The organism is Streptomyces sp. CA-142005 (assembly GCF_050942335.1).
Taxonomy (GTDB): Bacteria; Actinomycetota; Actinomycetes; order Streptomycetales; family Streptomycetaceae; genus Streptomyces.
Genome location: NZ_CP192078.1, coordinates 5,967,435 through 5,986,371 on the forward strand (window position 1 = coordinate 5,967,435; position 18,937 = coordinate 5,986,371).

Annotated in this window: 16 protein-coding genes; 9 read left to right on the forward strand and 7 right to left on the reverse strand. The window is 72.1% G+C overall.

What is annotated here, in order from left to right:
* The first annotated feature begins 18 nt into the window (after positions 1–18).
* The 3 genes from ACQPXS_RS28030 (at position 19) to ACQPXS_RS28040 (ending at position 4,488) form a co-directional block, all read left to right on the forward strand.
* A complete protein-coding gene (locus tag ACQPXS_RS28030; protein ID WP_433451991.1) occupies positions 19–891 on the forward strand; it encodes a serine/threonine-protein kinase in 873 nt (290 codons plus the stop codon).
* A gap of 136 nt (positions 892–1,027) precedes the next feature.
* Positions 1,028–2,641 (forward strand): succinic semialdehyde dehydrogenase, encoded by a 1,614-nt coding sequence (locus ACQPXS_RS28035; protein WP_433451992.1) that lies wholly within the window; start codon positions 1,028–1,030, stop codon positions 2,639–2,641.
* A 41-nt stretch (positions 2,642–2,682) separates the two neighbouring features.
* Entirely contained in the window at positions 2,683–4,488 is a 1,806-nt protein-coding gene (locus tag ACQPXS_RS28040) for a GMC family oxidoreductase N-terminal domain-containing protein (protein WP_433451994.1), read from the forward strand.
* Positions 4,489–4,554: 66 nt separating this feature from the next.
* Here ACQPXS_RS28040 and ACQPXS_RS28045 read toward each other — a convergent pair whose 3' ends face one another.
* Both ACQPXS_RS28045 and ACQPXS_RS28050 read right to left on the reverse strand, forming a co-directional pair.
* Positions 4,555–5,592, reverse strand: coding sequence for an LAETG motif-containing sortase-dependent surface protein (locus tag ACQPXS_RS28045; protein ID WP_433451995.1), 1,038 nt, complete (start codon positions 5,590–5,592; stop codon positions 4,555–4,557).
* Between the two features lie 721 nt (positions 5,593–6,313).
* Entirely contained in the window at positions 6,314–6,592 is a 279-nt protein-coding gene (locus tag ACQPXS_RS28050) for a chorismate mutase (protein ID WP_365321584.1), read from the reverse strand.
* Between the two features lie 282 nt (positions 6,593–6,874).
* On the opposite strand from ACQPXS_RS28050, the gene guaA reads away from it, so the two are divergent.
* Complete coding sequence (guaA, locus tag ACQPXS_RS28055; protein WP_365321586.1) at positions 6,875–8,455, forward strand: glutamine-hydrolyzing GMP synthase; 1,581 nt, start codon at positions 6,875–6,877, stop codon at positions 8,453–8,455.
* 3 nt (positions 8,456–8,458) lie between these two features.
* Here the strand turns inward: guaA and ACQPXS_RS28060 are convergent, their stop codons facing one another.
* Positions 8,459–8,932 (reverse strand): pyridoxamine 5'-phosphate oxidase family protein, encoded by a 474-nt coding sequence (locus ACQPXS_RS28060; protein ID WP_433451996.1) that lies wholly within the window; start codon positions 8,930–8,932, stop codon positions 8,459–8,461.
* Between the two features lie 140 nt (positions 8,933–9,072).
* On the opposite strand from ACQPXS_RS28060, the gene ACQPXS_RS28065 reads away from it, so the two are divergent.
* A complete protein-coding gene (locus tag ACQPXS_RS28065; RefSeq protein ID WP_356302100.1) occupies positions 9,073–9,870 on the forward strand; it encodes a class II aldolase/adducin family protein in 798 nt (265 codons plus the stop codon).
* A 51-nt stretch (positions 9,871–9,921) separates the two neighbouring features.
* On the opposite strand, the gene ACQPXS_RS28070 is transcribed toward ACQPXS_RS28065, so the two are convergent.
* The gene (locus ACQPXS_RS28070) at positions 9,922–10,809 is read right to left on the reverse strand and encodes a DUF4429 domain-containing protein (RefSeq protein ID WP_433451998.1); all 888 of its coding nucleotides are present in this window, start codon (positions 10,807–10,809) and stop codon (positions 9,922–9,924) included.
* A gap of 190 nt (positions 10,810–10,999) precedes the next feature.
* Here ACQPXS_RS28070 and ACQPXS_RS28075 point away from each other — a divergent pair, with 190 nt between their 5' ends.
* Positions 11,000–12,280 carry a hypothetical protein gene (locus ACQPXS_RS28075; RefSeq protein ID WP_351802072.1) on the forward strand — a complete coding sequence of 427 codons (1,281 nt, stop codon included), beginning with the start codon at positions 11,000–11,002 and terminating at the stop codon, positions 12,278–12,280.
* Positions 12,281–12,716: 436 nt separating this feature from the next.
* On the forward strand, positions 12,717–13,247 hold the full coding sequence (locus ACQPXS_RS28080; protein WP_433451999.1) for a TQO small subunit DoxD: 531 nt from the start codon (positions 12,717–12,719) through the stop codon (positions 13,245–13,247).
* Positions 13,248–13,600: 353 nt separating this feature from the next.
* On the opposite strand, the gene ACQPXS_RS28085 is transcribed toward ACQPXS_RS28080, so the two are convergent.
* Both ACQPXS_RS28085 and ACQPXS_RS28090 read right to left on the reverse strand, forming a co-directional pair.
* A complete protein-coding gene (locus ACQPXS_RS28085; protein WP_433452000.1) occupies positions 13,601–13,810 on the reverse strand; it encodes a hypothetical protein in 210 nt (69 codons plus the stop codon).
* Positions 13,797–15,254 carry a PspC domain-containing protein gene (locus ACQPXS_RS28090; protein WP_433452001.1) on the reverse strand — a complete coding sequence of 486 codons (1,458 nt, stop codon included), beginning with the start codon at positions 15,252–15,254 and terminating at the stop codon, positions 13,797–13,799. Before ACQPXS_RS28090 ends, ACQPXS_RS28085 begins: the two co-directional genes overlap by 14 nt.
* Before the next feature lie 211 nt (positions 15,255–15,465).
* Here ACQPXS_RS28090 and ACQPXS_RS28095 point away from each other — a divergent pair, with 211 nt between their 5' ends.
* Together ACQPXS_RS28095 and ACQPXS_RS28100 are read left to right on the forward strand one after the other, a co-directional pair.
* Complete coding sequence (locus ACQPXS_RS28095; RefSeq protein WP_433452003.1) at positions 15,466–16,755, forward strand: ATP-binding protein; 1,290 nt, start codon at positions 15,466–15,468, stop codon at positions 16,753–16,755.
* A complete protein-coding gene (locus tag ACQPXS_RS28100) occupies positions 16,752–17,495 on the forward strand; it encodes a LuxR C-terminal-related transcriptional regulator (protein WP_433452005.1) in 744 nt (247 codons plus the stop codon). Before ACQPXS_RS28095 ends, ACQPXS_RS28100 begins: the two co-directional genes overlap by 4 nt.
* A 27-nt stretch (positions 17,496–17,522) precedes the next feature.
* Here the strand turns inward: ACQPXS_RS28100 and ACQPXS_RS28105 are convergent, their stop codons facing one another.
* Entirely contained in the window at positions 17,523–18,584 is a 1,062-nt protein-coding gene (locus tag ACQPXS_RS28105; protein WP_433455972.1) for an NlpC/P60 family protein, read from the reverse strand.
* Between the last annotated feature and the right edge of the window lie 353 nt (positions 18,585–18,937).

The window sequence follows — 18,937 nt, forward strand, 5'->3', positions numbered from 1 at the left end:
TCGCGGTACTCATGTGACATGAGTGGAGACGGTGAACGCCCGCCCGACGCACGTCTGATCGGTGGCCGCTACCGACTGGCCGGACGCCTCGGGTCCGGGCCCACCGGGACCGTCTGGCGGGCCCTGGACGAACAGGAGCCGGGCCGCCGGGTCGCCGTCAAGGAGCCGCTGCTGCCCGGCGATCCGGCAGACGACGAGGACAGCCGCCGTATCGCCCACCGGCTGTACCGGGAGGCCCGCGCCGCGGCCCGGGTGCGCCATCCCTCCGCCGTCACGGTGTACGACGTCGTCACCGAGGGACATGTGCCCTGGATCGTCATGGAGTTGGTGGCGGGCGAGTCGCTGCGGGAGGTCCTGCGGCGCGGCTCCCTCCCGCCCGCCGAGGCCGCCCGGATCGGGCTCGCCGTCCTCGGTGCCCTGCGCGCCGCCCACGCCGTCGGCATCGTGCACCGGGACGTCAAACCGGCCAACGTCCTGCTGGAGTCCGGCACCGGGCGGGTGGTCGTCACCGACTTCGGGACCGGCGACGGACACCCCGCACAAGCGCCCACCGGGTTCGTCGCCCCCGAGCGAGCCGCGGGCCCCGGCGCCGGCCCGGCCTCCGATCTGTGGTCCCTCGGCGCCCTGCTCCGCGCCGTCCTCGCGGACACGGACCCCGGCCCGCTGGGTCCCCTGCTGGACCGGCTGCACGCCGACGAGCCGGAGGCCCGCCCGGGTGCGCACGAGGTCATGGCGGCCCTGCGGGACTACCTCGGGCTCACGCCCGTACCGGACCCGGTACCCGAAGCCGCGCCCGCGGAGGCCCCTTCGGCGCCCCCCTCCGAGCCGCCTCGCCGCAGGCCGAGGACGGCACTGGGACTCCTCCTGGCGAAAAAAGCCGGACTGGAGTGATCCTTCTGCGCGCGACCGTGTCAACGCCCTGATCAGCACATTCACTGCCAGTGATCACTGGCGGTATGTGTGCAGTACGTGAATCCCCGTTACCGACGGGTACACAAAGGCTGCCCCGCGACATACCCTGCGCGTCATGACGGACACGCAGGCCCCGGACAGCACCGGCACCAATCCCCTCGCGCCCGCCCCCGAGGGCGTCCGCACCGCCGCCGACGTGGTCACGCCGGAACTGGTGGCCCAGCTCACCAAGGGCGTCGCCGGCTCCGGCCGTACGGCCAACCACACCCCGTTCACCGGCGAGAAGCTGGCCGACCTGCCCGAGTCCACCCCCGAGGACGTACTGAAGGCCTTCGAGGCCGCCCGCGCGGCACAGGCCGTGTGGGAGAGGACCCCGGTACGGCAGCGGGCCGCCGTCCTCCTGCGCTTCCACGACCTGGTGCTGGAGCGGCAGGCCGAGGTGCTCGACCTGATCCAGCTGGAGACCGGCAAGGCCCGGCTGCACGCGCACGAGGAGGTGCAGGCCGTCGCCGTCGCGGCCCGCCACTACGGCCGCAAGGCCCCCGCCTACCTGCGGCCCAAGCGGCACACCGGCGCCGTCCCCACGCTCACGAAGGTCACCGAACTCCGCCACCCGCGCGGGGTCGTGGGCCAGATCGCCCCCTGGAACTACCCTCTGGAGCTGTCCGTCGGCGACGCGCTGCCCGCCTTCGTGGCCGGCAACGCGGTCGTGATGAAGCCGGACACCGAGACGTGTCTCACCGCGCTCTGGGCGCGCGACCTGCTCATCGAGGCGGGGCTGCCCGAAGGCGTCTTCCAGGTCGTGCTCGGCGAGGGCCCGGTCGTCGGACCCGAGCTGGTCAAGCACGCCGACTACGTCTCCTTCACCGGCTCCACCCGCACCGGCCGCGAGGTCGCCCAGGGCGCCGCCGCCCGGCTGGTCGGCGTCTCCCTCGAACTCGGCGGCAAGAACGCCATGCTGGTGCTGGACGACGCCGACATCGAGAAGGCCGCCGCCGGCGCCGTCCGCGCGTGCTTCTCCTCCGCCGGGCAGCTCTGCATCTCCATCGAGCGGCTGTACGTCCACGAGTCGATCGCCGACGCCTTCCTGGAGCGCTTCGCCGCCCGCACGAAGGCCATGCGGCTCGGCAACTCCCTCGCCTACGGCGCCGACATGGGCTCGCTGGTCGGCGAGCGCCAGCTGGAGACCGTTCAGCGGCATGTCGAGGAGGCCGTGGCCAAGGGCGCGAAGCTGATCGCGGGCGGGGCCGCCCGTCCGGACATCGGCCCGTATTTCTTCGAGCCGACGATCCTCGACGGCGTGGAGGACTCCATGTCCGTGTGCGAGGAGGAGACCTTCGGGCCGGTCGTCTCCGTCTACCGGTTCACGAGCGACGACGAGGCGATCGAGCGCGCCAACGCCACGCCGTACGGCCTGAATTCGTCCGTCTGGACCAGGAGCGCCCAGCGCGGCCGGGACGTCGCCGCCCGCCTGCGCACCGGCACGGTCAACGTCAACGAGGGCTACGCGCCCGCCTACGGCAGCGTCCAGTCCCCGATGGGCGGCATGAAGGACTCCGGCCTCGGCCGCCGCCACGGCTCCGAGGGCATCCTGAAGTACACCGAGGCCCAGACGGTGGCCCAGCAGCGGTTGCTGCCGATGGCTCCCTCGCTGGGCATGACCGACGAGGGCTACGCCCGTTTCATGAGCACGAGTCTGCGCCTGATGAAGGCATTCCGGTTCCGCTAGAAGCACCGTTCGCCCACCCCCGTTCTCGACGAGGAGAGCACGTGTCGCAGGAGAAGTCTGTCCAGACCCGGGACGAGGACGGGTACGACTACGACGTCATCGTGGTCGGATCGGGGTTCGGCGGCTCGGTGACCGCCCTCCGCCTGACCGAGAAGGGATACCGGGTCGGTGTGCTCGAAGCGGGCCGCCGCTTCACCCGCGACTCCCTGCCGAAGAACTCCTGGGACCTGAAGAACTACCTCTGGGCCCCCAGGCTCGGCATGTTCGGCATCCAGCGCATCCACCTGCTGGGCAACGTCATGGTGCTGGCCGGCGCGGGCGTCGGCGGCGGATCGCTCAACTACGCCAACACCCTCTACGTACCGCCGAAGGCCTTCTTCGACGACCCCCAGTGGCGGGGCATCACCGACTGGCAGGAGGAGCTGAAGCCGTACTACGACCAGGCCCGGCGCATGCTCGGCGTACGGCTCAACCCGACGATGACCCCCTCCGACGTGCACCTGAAGGCGGCGGCGCAGCGGATGGGCGTCGGCGACACCTTCCACCTGGCCCCGGTCGGCGTGTTCTTCGGCGACGGCAAGGACGCCGACGGGAAGTCGAAGGCCAGGCCCGGCGAGCAGGTGAACGACCCGTACTTCGGCGGCGCCGGTCCGTCCCGCACCGCCTGCACCGAGTGCGGGGAGTGCATGACCGGCTGCCGGCACGGCGCGAAGAACACCCTGAACGAGAACTACCTCTATCTCGCCGAGAAGGCGGGCGCGGTGGTCCACCCCATGACGACGGTCGTGTCCGTCACGGACGACTCACGCGGCGGGTACGCGGTGGCGACCCTGCCGACGGACCGGAAGAAAAAGGGCGAGGGCCGGCTCTTCACCGCGCGCAGGGTCGTCCTCGCGGCCGGCACCTACGGCACCCAGACCCTGCTGCACCGGATGAAGGCCGGCGGCCAGCTGCCGTATCTCTCCGCCCGGCTCGGCGACCTGACCCGCACCAACTCCGAGGCGCTGGTCGGCGCGCAGACCGACAACCGCCGCTACCGCAAGGCGACCGGCGAGCCGAAGGCCGACTTCACGCGCGGTGTCGCCATCACGTCCTCGATCCACCCCGACGAGAACACCCACATCGAGCCGGTCCGCTACGGCAAGGGCTCCAACTCGATGGGAGGCCTGTCCATCCTCCAGGTCCCCTACGCCGAGGGCTCCTCCCGCGCGCTGGCGTGGCTGACGAACGCGGCCCGGCATCCGCTGCTGGTCCTGCGCTCCCTGTCCAACCGGCGCTGGTCCGAGCGGACCATCATCGGCCTGGTGATGCAGTCGCTGGACAACTCCCTGACGACGTACCTGAAGCCGGGTGGCGTCGGCAAGGGCCTGCTCACCGCGCGGCAGGGGCACGGCACGCCGAACCCCAAGCAGATCAAGGCCGCCACCGAGGCCGCCTCCGCGCTCGCCGCCGAGATCAACGGCTTCGCCGGCAGCAACGTCGGCGAGCTGATGGGCACCCCGCTCACCGCGCACTTCCTCGGTGGCTGCCCGATCGGCGACTCCGCGGAGACCGGCGTGATCGACCCCTACCACCGCCTCTACGGCCACCCGGGCATCTCCGTCGTGGACGGCGCCGCGGTCTCGGCGAACCTGGGCGTGAACCCGTCACTGACGATCACCGCGCAGGCCGAGCGCGCGATGTCCTTCTGGCCGAACAAGGGCGAGGACGATCCGCGCCCGGCGCAGGGTGCGGCGTACGAGCGGCTGAAGCCGGTGGAGCCGCAGGCCCCGGTGGTTCCCGCGGAGGCGTTCGGCGCGCTGCGCCTGCCGTTCCTGGGGATGCCGGCGGTGCCGCCGAAGCAGTAGCGCGGGCATGTCGAAGGGGCCTGCACCCCCCTCCTGGCGCAGGCCCCTTCGGTTGTGCGACCGCGCTTACGCGGCTGCGTTCGAACCGGCGCCCTTGCGGCGGCGGACGGTGAACACCGCTCCGGCGCCGACGACGACGGCCACACCGCCGACGAGACCGATGGTCGGCAGCATGGAGCTGGAACCGGTCTCGGCGAGCGAGCCGGTGACGGTCTGCGTGTTGGTCTTGCTCGGCTTCTGGGTGGGAACCGGGACCTTGCCACCCTCCTGGGGCTTCGTCCCGCCCGTGTCGGTGCCGGCCTTGACGATCTTGATCAGGTAGCTGGCCTGGTCCGAGCCGATGCAGTTCTCGTCGTCGTCGAAGTACATGCCGCCACCGATGGTGAGGCCCTCACCGACCGGCGCGTTCGCCTTGACGTTCAGCCGGAGCTGGTAGTTCACCGTCTGGCCGGCCTTGATGTCGGCGAGGTCGAGGTAGCCGTCGGAGTGGCCGGCGCCGTCCTCGACGTCGTACCAGACTCCGTCGTACTTCACCTGGAGCTGCACCTGGCTGGTCTTGAACGCGTACTGGGCGTTCGGGTCGCTCGGACCGACGCCCGCGTAGAAGATGACGTCCTTGAGGTTGGTCGACGTCGGGTTCTTGACGCTGAGCGTGAAGGGGTGCCAGCCGCTGCCCACGGCGATCTCGCCGGGCAGACCGCTGAGCGAGGCGTGGATCTTGGACTTGTAGTTGGCGTCGTCCTCCTCGCAGATCCCGGACGGCGTGGTCGGCTCGTCGCTGGGCTCGGCGCTCTCGCTGGGCGACGTGGACGTGGACGGGGACGCCGACTCGGACGCCGACTCGGACGCGGAGGCGGACTCCGACGCGCTCGCGCTCGCCGACTCGGAGGCGGACGCGCTCTCCGACGTCTGGCCGGCGGGCGAGCTGGCGTCGTCGGCCGGGCTGGTGCTCGGGTCGGCCGGCGGAGTCGTGTCGGTCGAGGTCGAGGTGGTGATCGACGGGCTCGGGGAGTCGTCGGCGAAGGCGGCAGGGGCACAGACCAGTGCGAGCGGCGCGAGGGCAGCCGTCGCGGCCGCGGTCATCATGGCGCGGCGAAGCTTCATTGAGGACCTCTTGTGGGGCTCCCGTGCTGCCGCGCGGCAGCACGTGTCTCGGAGGCCTCCGTGTGTGGGGCACGGGCATGGCCGTTGGTTGCGTAGGTGAGACCCGTGACCCGTGAGAAGGGTTGTGCACATGCCGGGCGGAAGACTGTGTGATGCGAGTCACATCGGGTCGTGGGCCGTCGGCCGGGGTGTTCGGCCGCGCATTCCGCCGGGCATCCGGCCGCTCATTCCGCCGGGCATGACGAAGGGCCCCGCGGGACGGAGAGACCGCGGGGCCCTTCTTCTGGTCAGCACCGATGTCAGGGCGGCGTCGGTGCCTGGGGCGGCGCCGGGGGGTCGCGCCGCTGGTTCGTCGGTCCTGCCCCCGGGGGGGGCGGACGGTGTGCAGCAATGCCGTTTCGGTGCGGGACCCGGCAGGTGACCCGGCACTGGTGCGTATGTGCAGTTTTCCGCCGGTCGGCCCCGGGCGTCCCCGGGGCCGACCGTTCTCTTGGGTGACCGGGCTGCTGTCCCCTGCCGTCCGGTCACTTCCCTGGAGCGAGGTCCCACGGCGTACGGCACGACCCGTATGCCTCATCGCTCCAGCGAGCCACGCGTGGTTCTGTCGGGCCCGCCCCTGGCTGGCACGGACACCTCGATCAACGAAGTGCCGCGCGAGCCGGTCACGCGCCGTACGGGTGAGACGGCGCTCGAACTCACGTACGGCGCCTTGGGGCGGCGCTCAGATGCGCCCCCGGCACAGCTCCAGCAGGGTCATGGCGAGGCCGGTGCCCGGCCTGCCGAGGGCCTCGCGGTAGCGGCCGAGGATCTCCATCTCGCGGGAGAGGTGCACCCGGCGTCCGCCGGAGGCGATGCGGGTCTGCTGGACGACGGCGGAGACGGCCATCCGCTCCTGGATGAGACCGATGATCCGGTCGTCGAGCACGTCGATGCGCTCACGCGCGCCGGCGATGATCTCTTCCGGAGTCGAGGCGGTCTCTTCCGGGGTGGTGGTGGTCATGTCGGGGGCTCCTGGTGAAGGTCTGGGACGCCCGGAACGGCAGGACCCGGAAAACGACAGGCGCCCCGGGCCTTGTCGGCCCGGGGCGCCTGGGAAGTCGCTTGGCGTTGCACTCAAGCAGCTCGACCATGGCAGCCGGCGGGCCGGATGCCATAGGTAAAGACGAAGGTCGAGTGCTTGCGCATGGGGTCAGTATGCCATGGCTCGGTGCAGGGGAAGCCTCCGCGCCCACACCGTTAGACTCGTTAGCACAGACCCCGCCCGACCACCAGAAGGCACCCCGTGTCATCAGCGACTTCCACTGCCGCCACCCCGGACACCGTCCTGGTCGTCGACTTCGGCGCGCAGTACGCCCAGCTCATCGCCCGTCGCGTCCGCGAGGCCCGGGTCTACAGCGAGATCGTGCCGAGCACCATGCCGGTGGAGGAGATGCTCGCCAAGAACCCCGCGGCGATCATCCTCTCCGGCGGCCCCTCGTCGGTGTACGAGGCAGGCGCCCCCACCCTCGACCGCGCGATCTTCGAGGCCGGCGTCCCCGTCTTCGGCATGTGCTACGGCTTCCAGCTGATGGCCCAGTCCCTCGGCGGCACCGTCGACAACACCGGGGCCCGCGAGTACGGCCGTACCGACCTGCACGTCTCCCGGACGTCCTCCACCCTCTTCGAGGGCACCCCGGACGAGCAGCACGTGTGGATGTCGCACGGCGACGCCTGCTCCGCCGCCCCCGAGGGCTTCACCGTCACCGCGTCCACGGACGTCGTCCCGGTCGCCGCCTTCGAGAACGACGAGAAGAAACTCTACGGCGTCCAGTACCACCCCGAGGTCATGCACTCCACGCACGGCCAGCAGGTGCTGGAGCACTTCCTCTACCGCGGCGCGGGTCTGCAGCCGAACTGGACGACCGGCAACGTGATCGAGGAGCAGGTCGCCGCGATCCGCGAGCAGGTCGGCGACAAGCGCGCGATCTGCGGTCTGTCCGGCGGCGTGGACTCCGCCGTCGCCGCCGCCCTCGTCGCACGCGCCATCGGCGACCAGCTGACCTGCGTGTACGTCGACCACGGTCTGATGCGCAAGGGCGAGACCGAGCAGGTCGAGAAGGACTTCGTGGCCGCGACCGGCGTCAAGCTCGTCGTCGTGGACGCCGAGGAGCGCTTCCTGACCGCGCTCAAGGGCGTCTCCGACCCCGAGGAGAAGCGCAAGATCATCGGCCGTGAGTTCATCCGCGTCTTCGAGCAGGCGCAGGCCGACATCATCGCCGACGAGGGCCCGGCCGTGGAGTTCCTGGTCCAGGGCACCCTGTACCCGGACGTGGTCGAGTCCGGCGGCGGCACCGGCACCGCCAACATCAAGTCGCACCACAACGTCGGCGGCCTGCCCGAGGACCTCGAGTTCAAGCTCATCGAGCCGCTGCGCAAGCTGTTCAAGGACGAGGTCCGCATGGTCGGCCAGGAGCTGGGCCTGCCGGAGGAGATCGTCCAGCGCCAGCCGTTCCCGGGCCCGGGCCTCGGCATCCGCATCGTCGGCGAGGTCACCAAGGAGCGCCTGGACCTGCTCCGCGACGCCGACGCGATCGCCCGCGAGGAGCTCACCGCGGCCGGCCTCGACCGCGACATCTGGCAGTGCCCGGTGGTGCTGCTCGCCGACGTCCGCTCCGTCGGCGTCCAAGGCGACGGCCGCACCTACGGCCACCCGATCGTGCTGCGTCCGGTGTCCTCCGAGGACGCCATGACCGCCGACTGGTCCCGGCTGCCGTACGACGTCCTGGCCCGCATCTCGACCCGGATCACCAACGAGGTCCGGGACGTCAACCGGGTCGTCCTCGACGTCACCTCCAAGCCGCCGGGCACCATCGAGTGGGAGTAGGCCCTAGGCGCGCTTGAGCGTGCGCAAGGGCGTACCGGGCTTCCAGACCTGGACGACGAGGTACTTCTCGTCCTCGACGCAGGTCCGTACGACCTCCGTCAGCTCGGTACGGAAGAGGTGGAACGGCTCCGGCGGTTCCACCTCTTTCGCGTACCCGGACTTCCGCTCACCCCCGACCTCGTACGCCCGCCCCGAGATCCGCACGTCCCCGCCGCCCATGTCCGTGCCCTCGCCCGGGTTCGCCTGGAGCGAGAAGCGGGGGTCGCGGCGCAGGTCGAGGGCTTTCAGCGAGTCCGCCATCATGCCGAGCCACAGCTCACCGCCGCGGAGGTCGGCCTCCAGACCGGAGGTGCGCGGCGAGCCGTCCTTGCGCAGGGTGGCGAGGACGTGGTGACGGAAGGCGCCGAAACGCTCCTCGGCGAGCCGCGCGAGTCCGGGCTCGGCGGAGGCGAAGGCCGCCCAGTTCACATGTGTCATGCACGCCAGTCTGACCGGCAAACCGGACATCCTCTGTCGTGTTTCCACCGCGTACGTCATCTTTACAAAACAGCTCTGCCCTTTTGAGCTGACCGACGGTAACTTCCGGCGCGTACAGCAATCCCAGCGCTGGAGGACCTATGCACGGGCCCACCCCGCCGCCCCTGCCGCTGCCCACCGACCAGCTGCAGTTCGCCATGCCGCCGATGTTCGACTCGGTCGAGGACGAGCGCCGGCACCGCAAGGAGCGGCTCGCCGGTGCCCTGCGGATCTTCGGGCGGAGCGGGCTCGAGGACGGCGTCTCCGGGCACATCACGGCCCGCGACCCGGAGTTCACCGACTGCTTCTGGGTCAACCCCTTCGGGATGCCGTTCAAGCACGTCACGGTCGGCGACCTCGTCCTCGTCAACCAGGACGGGCAGGTCGTCCAGGGCCGCTACCACGTCAACCAGGCCGCGTTCACCGTGCACGCCCAGGTCCACGCCGCCCGCCCGGACGTCGTCGCCGTCGCCCACTGCCACTCCGTGCACGGCCGCGCCCTCGCCGCGCTCGGCGAGCTGATCGACCCCATCACCCAGGAGAGCTGCGCCTTCTACGAGGACGTGGCGCTCTACGACGCCTACAGCGGAGTCACCGTCGACATCGAGGAAGGCCGCCGGATCGCCGGGGCCCTCGGCTCCCGCAAGGCGCTCGTGCTGCGCAACCACGGACTGCTCACCGTCGGTGACTCGGTGGACGCCGCCGCCTGGTGGTTCCTGTCCATGGAGCGGTCCTGCCAGGTGCAGCTGATGGCGAAGGCGGCCGGCCGCCCGATCCTCATCGACCACAAGCTGGCCGTCGCCACCCGCGAACAGCTCGGCGGCGACCTGGTGGCCTGGATCAACTACCAGCCCCTGTGGCAGGACATCAGCCGCAGCGAGCCCGACCTGCTGAGCTGAATCCTCCGGGCATGCCAGGCCGAACGGGCATGCCCGGCCGAACGGGCATGCTCAGCCGAACCCCCTGAGCACCGCCGCCTTGGTCATCGCGAACTCATCGTCCGTGAGCACCCCGTCCCGGTGCAGCTCACCCAACTCCCGCAGCCGGCGCAGCAGTACGTCATGGTGGTCGGTCCGCTCCGGCACGGCCGCCCGCTGCCGGTCCCGGCCGTCGTACGCGGCACCCGTACGGGTGGAGGGATGCGGCAGCCGGGCGGTGACGGCCGTCGCGACCAGCGCGGTCAGCAGATCGCGCCGCACGCTGCCCCACAGGTCCAGGGTGTAGGGATCCCGCTCGGGCGGCAGCTTGGAGAACACCGTCTCCGGGGTCACGAACCGCAGAAAGCCGTCCTCGTACCCGGAGTTGGGCAGCCACTCCACCTGCACCAGGTCGCCGAGGGCGATGATCCGCGGGCCGGTCGCGCGCTTGACCCGGTCGGCGGTGTCGGCCCAGTCGATGCGCACCTGCGTGCCGTCGAAGGAGACCGTGCCGTCGGAAGACCGCACGGACACCGGCACCGGCGGGCCCGGCAGCAGATAGGCGTTCGTGGGCTCCTTGGGGATGCGGTCGAGGAGCAGGGCGTGCCGGATCTCCTCGGCGACGTACTCCGCGACCCCGCCGCGGTCCGCCGCCACCGTCAGCCGGTACGGGTCGGCCGGGTCCGGCAGCCGCCCGCCCGTCGCCTGCAGCAGCGGGTCGGCGCCCTCGCGCAGCCGCATCCGCAGCCGGCCGCGCTTGCGCTCGGGTTCCCAGACCACGTCCGAGACCGCCTCCAGCGGCACGGAGATCTCCCCGTACGTCTGCCGGAACAGCGGCACGCAGCGGTGCAGTCCGGGGGTGATCCGGATCGTGCTGCCGTCGAAGGCCCAGGTCCCGTCCCGCTGGATGATCTCGGCCATACCGAAATTCTCGCAGCCAGGTCAACACGCCGGCGCGCACTTCACCCGCCATGACGCGGCCCGACGGTCCGGGGCGGCCCGGCGTAGGGCACAATTCGCTGTCGTCGCAGGGCGGTTGCGCGGCGGTGAGTCCTTCCATCGAGGGACCGCCGGCCGCGCCGGAGGGTCGTGGGGAAGGCGGGCGTCGGTCGTGGCGGTACAGGAGGCGAGACAGGGCACGGGTGCCGACGGGGTCCACGAGGGCGGCTGCACCTGCGGGGACTGCCCGCACGGCGCCCGGGAGGGACACCGGCGGGCCGTCGCCGCGTTCCTGCGCCGGCGTGACGAGTTCGCGGCCGGGCTGGGTCTGCCGGCGGCCGTGGCGCACTCGGCCTCGGCGTCCCGCCAGTGGGTCTCCGAGGAACTGACCCAGGGGGCTGAGGCCGTCGCCGAACGCGGCCGCGCCGAGGGCGAGGCCTGGCTCGCCCGGCTGTGGCTGCGGACGGTGTGCGTCGTGTGGGGCGCGGTGCTCGCCCTGCTGCTCGGCGAGGCGCTCACCGCGGTCGGCGCGGGCTGGACCGGTGCCCGCACCGCGGCCCTGACCGCCGCGCTCGTCGTCGCCGGTGTGCTCAGCGCCGCCTCCTGGCTGCACCGGGCCCGCGGCGGGGCACTGGCCCCGGTGATCGGCGAGGACAACCGGATGTCCACCTCCCGCACGGTCGCCGCCTGCTGGGTGCTGTTCGTCGGCTACGCCGTCCTGCTGCTGGCCGTCCGGCTGGCCGCCGCATCCGACCACGCCGAACGCGACGCGCTGATCTCGGGGCTCGACCTCGCGCGTGGGGCGGGCGTGGTGACCGTCCTCGCCGTGGTGTGCGGCATCGCCGTCGTGGCCCGCCGGGTGGTGGGCCTGCGCATCCTCGCGCAGCGGCTGCAGAAGGTGCCGGCGCACCGGCCACGCGCCGCCGACCTGCTCACCGACGACTCCGGCCGGGGCGCCTTCACCGACATCCAGTACGTCGCCATCAGCGCCGTCGCCCTGCTGTTCGCCGCCGTACGGCTGGCCCGCCGCCCCGACCAGCTGCCCGACCTCCCCTGGGGCCTGGGTGTGGTGGTGCTGATCTCGGCCGTGACCTACCTGGCCGGCAAGTACGCCGAGGGCGGCCGCCCGGTCGTCCTGTCCGTGGTCCGGGCCCGTGAACCCGGCGACCTGGACGGGCCGATCCGCACCGGCGACGACATCGAGATCCGTGGCGCCGGTTTCGTGCCGCCCGGCGCCCAGGGTGCCGACCGGCTCTCCCGCATGGTGGTCCGCATCGGCAACGTCGACGTGCACGTCCCGCTCGTCCCCGTCACCGGCGGCTTCAGCAACCCCACCGATGGCGTCCTGACCGTGCCCGTACCGGCCGAGGTCGAGCCCGGGGCGGTGGAGGTGCAGGTGGTCACCGCGGCCGGGGTGGCGACCAACCGGTGCATCGTCCAGGTCACCGAGTGAGCGGCGGGGGAGCGGTCGGTCGATGAGCGAGAGCGCCCTGTCGGTGATACCGACCGACCCGCACCGGCAGCCGGCACCGGACGCCGTCGAACCGGACGCCGACTGACACGAGGCGATCACCGCCGTCGACTGTGGCTCGGATCTGGTGGGCGTCCGCTGCCCGCACCGCGACTGCGCCATCGAACCCGAGTGGTGCCGGGACCTGCTCGACGCGTACGACGCACGGGGCCACGGCCTGCCCACCCTCGACATCACCACCCCCTGACGAGACAGATCCTGGCTCGCATACGAGCGAGCTCCGACGGGCCCTTTCCGGCCTTGTGCACTAGGGGCCGAAATCCGGAAAAACATCCGGGTTGGGATTGAACTGCGCGCCCTCGTCGTACGTATGGTCAAGTGAGGGGCGGGACGGCGGGCGAGAGGGCGGTTTGCGGCGATGACTCACGGCATTCGGACGGACACGCACATGAACCGGCTCGACGGGCCCGGCGGCTGGCGGGAGACCGCCACCCACTACGCCCTCCTGCCTCTGCGTATCTTCCTCGGCGTCACCTTCATCTACGCCAGCCTGGACAAGCTCACCAGCAGCTCCTTCCTGAAGTCCGGCGGAGCCGGATCCATCGGTGAGACCATGCACGCGGCCCGCGCCTCCGCCGCCATCCCGGCCCTGGTCGACCTGGCCCTGAAGTCCCCGGTCGGCTTCGGCTACGCCATCGCCCTCGGTGAACTGGCCGTCGGCATCGCCACCCTGCTCGGTCTGCTCGGCCGGCTGGCCGCGCTCGGCGGCGCGCTGATCTCGTTCAGCCTGTGGATGACGGTGAGCTGGTCGACGACCCCGTACTACTACGGCAACGACCTCGCCTACTTCATGGCCTGGATCCCCCTGATCCTCGCCGGCGCCCCCTACCTCTCCGTGGACGCGGCCTGGCGAGCCCGCCGCCGGCAGCGGCTGGGCGGCTACCGATAACCGACGGACTGTCCCATGGCCGCAGACGGCCTGTCCGCCGGCGGCGATGGAGCCGACGTCCGCGGGACACCCGCCGCCGGACGGTCACTGGCCGCCGCACGTCGGCCGGCCAGGTGTACCGGGACCGTCAGATGCGCTCGGCGTGACCGCGTCTGCGTATGCCCCGGGCCACCGTCGCCGTGGCACCGGCGAGGGAGAGGCCGCCCACGATCAGCGGCACGACCGCGAACCACGGCGTCTGCCACAGTCGTCCGCCCGCGTCTCCCGCGAAGACGACGCCAGTGGCCGCGGGACACCCGCCGCCGGGCGACCACTGGCCGCCGCACGTCGGCCGGCCAGGTGTACCGGGACCGTCAGATGCGCTCGGCGTGACCGCGTCTGCGTATGCCCCGGGCCACCGCCGCCGTGGCACCGGCGAGGGTGAGGCCGCCCACGATCAGTGGCACGACCGCGAACCACGGCGTCTGCCACAGTCCGTTCGCGTCTCCCGCGAAGACGACGCCGGTGGCGGTGAGGAAGAGCCCGGCGACCAGCCTCCCGGGCTGGAACTCATGTCGCAGCACGGTCCACCTCCACCTGTCCGGCCCCGACCTTCAGCGTGAGGTCGAGCGTGCCGGCGTCCTTGGCGCCCTTGGCCGGCGTCAGCGTCACGTTCTTGAGCCTGTGCGGCTGCACGTCCACGTCCTTCCTGCTGTCCCCGGGCAACCGGATGTCTCCGACGCCCACCTCGATGCGCATCCGCACGGTCGCGTCCGCCGGCACGATCACCTTCAGCTGTCCCGCGCCCACGTGGGCGTCCGTCGTGACCGTGCGCCCCTTGCCCGGACGCACCCGGCTCAGGTCCAGCGTGCCGCGCCCGGTGCCGAGGTCGTACGACGGCCGCACCTGCGCCGTCGCCGCGGGCGCCCAGGAGGTCTCTCTCCAGTGGGTGGTGATGTCCTTGGGCATGGCCGACGCCCCGGCGAGCAGCGCCGCCGTGACGACCGCAAGGAAGACCGTCCCGGCTCCCGTACGGCCCAGGAACGCGCTGATCGTGATGCCCAGGCCGAAGACCGCCAGCGCACACGCCAGACCGGTCTGCAGACTGGTGCCCAGCGGGTGCGTGTCCCAGGTCAGCCCGGTGCCCAGGCCACCCGCCACCAGGGCGAGCAGGAACACCCAGCCGCCGATCCAGCGCGGGCCGCGCGGTCTCGGAGGCGCACTGGGCCGTGGCTGTACGGAGCTCTGGCGGCCGTGGGTCCAGGGGGTGGCGATGCCGACGTCGACCATCGAGGTGAGGTCCCGGTCGCGGGCGTCGCCGGGCCCCCACAGATAGCCGGTGCCGCCGACATGGGTGCCGTCCTTGACGATCGGGTCCCGCCACCACGACGGGAAGTCGGTGACGACCGGCGGGGCCTGGGCCTCCGGCGGGGCGTCTGCGGCGGCCTGGGCGGCGAGCGGGTCGGGGTCGGGCGCGCCGCGGCGCCGCGACCAGTACCCGGCGCCCGCCAGCAGCAGGGAGAGCACCACGGCGAAGGCCAGCACCCCGCCGTTTCTCAGCATGGTCAGGAAGATCCCGCAGCCGACCAGGGCGAACAGCACGGCGGCGAGCGCCTGGCCGTCGACCCGGCCCGTCAGCAGCTTGCGGACCTCGTTCTCCTCCTCGTCCTCGTACGGCACCAGCAGCCAGGCGAAGCCGTAGAAGAGGAGGCCGATGCCGCCGGTCGCGGACAGCACGGCCAGGGTGATCCGGAAGATCACCGGATCCATGTCGGTGTGCCGGCCGAGGCCCGCGCACACGCCCGCGATCATCTTGTGCTCGCGGTCGCGCCGGAACCGCTCGGGGGCTCCGGCGGCAGGCTGCTCCTGATCCTGCCGCAGTGCGGCGGTATGCGTGTCGGTGCCGGCGCCGGCCGCTCCCGTCTTCTCCGTCGCGGCGGGCGCGGCATCCGTCGGCCCGGTGCCCGGGGCCGGGCGCGGGCCGGAGCCGGGTCCCGGACCCGTCGCGGCGTGCTCGTGATCCGTCATGCGTCCATGGTGACGGCCCGGCCGCCGCCGCGGCAGTCGGGACGACCCTGGCCGAACCCTGAAATCGGCCCTGAGACAAGGCGGGGAACCGTTCGAGCCGCACCCGGCCGGCCCCGCGAGGGGCTCCCCGGCCCGGCCCCGAGGAAGATCAGGGGCGTCTCGGGGGCCGACCCTGATGCCTGGCCCCGCCGGGCATGTGACCATCGTTGGCATGCCGGAAGCCGCAAGCCTGCCAGTCGACGACCCGCGGCCGCCGCGCAAGCTCTACCGCAGCAGCGACGGACGCTGGCTCGGCGGAGTGGCGCGGGGCCTCGCCGGCCATCTCGGGCTGCCCGTCATCTGGGTGCGGCTCGCCTTCGTCGGCCTGTTCATGGCGAACGGCCTGGGTGCGCTGCTCTACGCGGCGTTCTGGTTCTTCGTCCCGCTCGGCGTCGGCGGCGTCGGCGGTCACAAGCAGCCGTTGGTCGCCACCGAGACCGCGCCGGGCGGCCGACGCAGACTCGTGGCCCGCAAGCCGGACCGCGGGCAGATCGTCGCGCTGCTCCTCATGGTCGTGGTGTCCCTCGTGTTCGTGGGCAGCGTGAACCTGACCAGCGCGGCCAAGGCGTATCTGCTGCCCGCCGTCCTCGTCGCGGCCGGTGTCGCCCTCGTCTGGCGCCAGGCGGACAACGCACGCCGGGCCCGCTGGGTCGAGGTCGGCCGCCGGCGCCGCACCCTCACCCTGCTGCGCGCGGCCGGCGGTGTCCTGCTCGTCACGGCCGGTGTGTCCGCGATCTTCTGGCTGCAGGGCTCGGCCGCCCATCTCGGCGCCGTCCTGCAGGCGGCCCTCGCCGTCCTCGTCGGCATCACGCTCCTGGCCGGCCCGTATCTGGTCCGCATGACCCAGGACCTGTCCGAGGAACGCCTGATGCGCATCCGCGCCCAGGAGCGTGCGGAGGTCGCCGCCCACGTCCATGACTCCGTGCTGCACACCCTCACCCTGATCCAGCGCAACGCCGACAACGCGAACGAGGTGCGCCGCCTCGCCCGCGCCCAGGAGCGCGACCTGCGCACCTGGCTGTACAAGCCGGAGGGCACCGGCAAGGACGAGGCCGACGAGCCGGACACGGTCGCCGAGGCGGTGCGGCGCAGCGCCGCCGAGGTGGAGGACAAGCACGGTGTGCCCATCGAGGTCGTCATCGTCGGCGACTGCCCGCTGGACGAGAGGACCGGCGCGCAGATGCAGGCCGCGCGCGAGGCGATGGTGAACGCCGCCAAGTACGGTGGCGAGGGCGGCGCCGTACAGGTCTATGCCGAAGTCGAGGGGAGGTCGGTCTTCGTGTCCGTGCGCGACCGGGGACCCGGCTTCGACCTCGACTCGATACCCGCCGACCGCATGGGCGTCAGAGAATCGATCATCGGCCGCATGGAGCGCAACGGCGGCACGGCCCGGCTGCGGCCGGTGCCGGGCGGCGGCACGGAGGTCGAGCTGGAGATGGAGAGGGCGGAGAGGACGTCATGAGCGACGCGACCGAGGCGAACGGCACGAAGGGCGCCCCCGAGGGGGCAGGGTCCGGGGCGGCCGACGGCGGCGCGGGCGGACGGCACGTACGGGTGGTGCTCGTGGACGACCACCGGATGTTCCGCACCGGCGTCCAGGCCGAGATCGGGCAGACCGCCGAGACCGGCGTCGAGGTGGTCGGCGAGGCCGCGGACGTCGACCAGGCGGTCACGGTGATCACCGCGACCCGGCCCGAGGTGGTCCTCCTCGACGTCCACCTGCCGGGCGGCGGCGGCGTCGAAGTGCTGCGCCGGTGCGCGGCGTTGATGGCGGACACCGAGCGGCCCGTGCGCTTCCTCGCGCTGTCCGTGTCCGACGCCGCGGAGGACGTGATCGGCGTGATCCGCGGCGGAGCCCGCGGCTATGTCACCAAGACCATCACCGGAACCGACCTCGTCGACTCCATCTTCCGCGTCCAGGAGGGCGACGCCGTCTTCTCCCCGCGCCTGGCCGGGTTCGTGCTGGACGCCTTCGCCTCCACCGACGCCCCGCCCGTGGACGAGGACCTCGACCGCCTCACCCAGCGCGAGCGCGAGGTGCTCCGTCTGATCGCCCGTGGCTACGCCTACAAGGAGATCGCCAAGCAGCTGTTCATCTCGGTGAAGACGGTCGAGTCCCATGTCTCGGCGGTGCTGCGCAAGCTCCAGTTGTCCAACCGCCACGAACTGACCCGCTGGGCGACGGCCCGCCGTCTGGTCTGACCCTGCGGGCCTGCCCCCAGGCCCTGTCTAGGACACCCGGGTCGCCCCGGCGAACGGCATCAGGTCGACCGGGGCCAGCCGGACCGGTGCCGAGGGGTTCGGGGCGTGGATGATCTGCCCGTTGCCCACGTAGATGCCGACGTGGCTGATGCCGGAGTAGAAGAACACCAGGTCCCCGGGCCGCAGTTCGGAGCGGGAGACGCGCCGGCCCGCGTTGATCTGGGCGTAGGTGGTGCGGGGCAGGGAGATGCCGGCCGAGCGGTAGGCGGCCTGGACCAGGCCTGAGCAGTCGAAGGCGTTCGGGCCGGCCGCGCCCCACACATAGGGGCTGCCGAGCTTGGCGTAGGCGTAGTCGACGGCCGCCTCGGCGCGCGCGTTCGGGGCTGTGGCCGATCCGGCCTGCTCCAGCGCGTCCCGGGCGTCCGAGGCCGAGCGGGAGGCACGTCCCGGCCCGCTGCCGCCGGTGACCTCGGACAGCTGCTGCGAAGTGAGCCCTGCCAGCAGCCGCCGGGCTTCCTCCAGCTTGCCGGTGATGGTCTTCTTCTGCCGTCGCAGCTCGGCCTGCCGTGATCGCAGCGACCGCAGCTCGATGCGCGCCGCGCCCCGCAGCTGCTCGATCTCCCGCAACTGTTCGCGCACCCGGGACACGGCGGCGGCCTGCCGGTCACCGGCCCGCTCCATGAACGCGGCGTCGTCCAGGTACCGGTCGGGGTCGCGGGACAGGGCCAGCTGCCAGGTCGGTGCGAAGCCGCCCTCGCGGTACTGCGCCGCCGCGAACGAGCCCAGTGCGTCCCGGGCGGTGTTGAGGCTCTGCTGCTTGCGGGCGGTCTCGTCCCGCAGCGCGTTCAGCCGCCGCTGCTCCGCGGCCGCCTTCTCCTTCACGCCGTCGTACTTCTCGGTCGCGGCCTCGGCCTCCTGGTACAGCTTGTCGACCTTGGCCTTCACCTGTGCCGGCGTCAGGCGCGGCTCGGCGTGTCCGGTCCCGTCGAACCCCGTCGCGGTTGCCGCGCCCGCCAGGGCGAGCGTGGCGGCCGTCCGGGCCGTATGGCCGCCCATCGAGCGTTGCCGGGCCTTGCGGTGCGCTGCCACCTGGACCGTCACGTCCTTCCGTAGGACTGGTGCGACCGAGAGGCTGGTGTGTCCGGCGGCGGCCCGCACAGGGGAAGCGGGCCACCGCCAGACCCTTCTCGGCGGTGGTGGCCGACGGCCGCCCCTGGCCAGGGCGGCGGTGGGGAGCCGGTCACCTGGGGGAGGACGCTAAGCCCGACTGTGACGAGTGGGTAACGCAGTGTGCGGAACTGCCCTCGATGGACCGGGATGTGACCGCAAGTGACCGCGCGGCCGTTCTGGAGTCGTCACCTTCACACAGCGTGGTGACCGAAGTGCGGAAAGCGGGACGGACGGGAGGCGTGGGGTGCTATGGGACGCATATATGCTCCGTG

Excerpts from the sequence above, each read along its gene's own strand:
- ACQPXS_RS28100 (WP_433452005.1), top strand. The coding sequence starts at position 16,752 with ATGAGCGACGCGACCGAGGCGAACGGCACGAAGGGCGCCCCCGAGGGG.
- ACQPXS_RS28030 (WP_433451991.1), top strand. The coding sequence starts at position 19 with ATGAGTGGAGACGGTGAACGCCCGCCCGACGCACGTCTGATCGGTGGC.
- ACQPXS_RS28050 (WP_365321584.1), bottom strand. The coding sequence starts at position 6,592 with ATGACCACCACCACCCCGGAAGAGACCGCCTCGACTCCGGAAGAGATC.
- ACQPXS_RS28070 (WP_433451998.1), bottom strand. The coding sequence starts at position 10,809 with ATGGCCGAGATCATCCAGCGGGACGGGACCTGGGCCTTCGACGGCAGC.
- ACQPXS_RS28035 (WP_433451992.1), top strand. The coding sequence starts at position 1,028 with ATGACGGACACGCAGGCCCCGGACAGCACCGGCACCAATCCCCTCGCG.
- ACQPXS_RS28080 (WP_433451999.1), top strand. The coding sequence starts at position 12,717 with ATGACTCACGGCATTCGGACGGACACGCACATGAACCGGCTCGACGGG.
- ACQPXS_RS28065 (WP_356302100.1), top strand. The coding sequence starts at position 9,073 with ATGCACGGGCCCACCCCGCCGCCCCTGCCGCTGCCCACCGACCAGCTG.
- ACQPXS_RS28090 (WP_433452001.1), bottom strand. The coding sequence starts at position 15,254 with ATGACGGATCACGAGCACGCCGCGACGGGTCCGGGACCCGGCTCCGGC.
- ACQPXS_RS28060 (WP_433451996.1), bottom strand. The coding sequence starts at position 8,932 with ATGACACATGTGAACTGGGCGGCCTTCGCCTCCGCCGAGCCCGGACTC.
- ACQPXS_RS28095 (WP_433452003.1), top strand. The coding sequence starts at position 15,466 with ATGCCGGAAGCCGCAAGCCTGCCAGTCGACGACCCGCGGCCGCCGCGC.
- ACQPXS_RS28045 (WP_433451995.1), bottom strand. The coding sequence starts at position 5,592 with ATGAAGCTTCGCCGCGCCATGATGACCGCGGCCGCGACGGCTGCCCTC.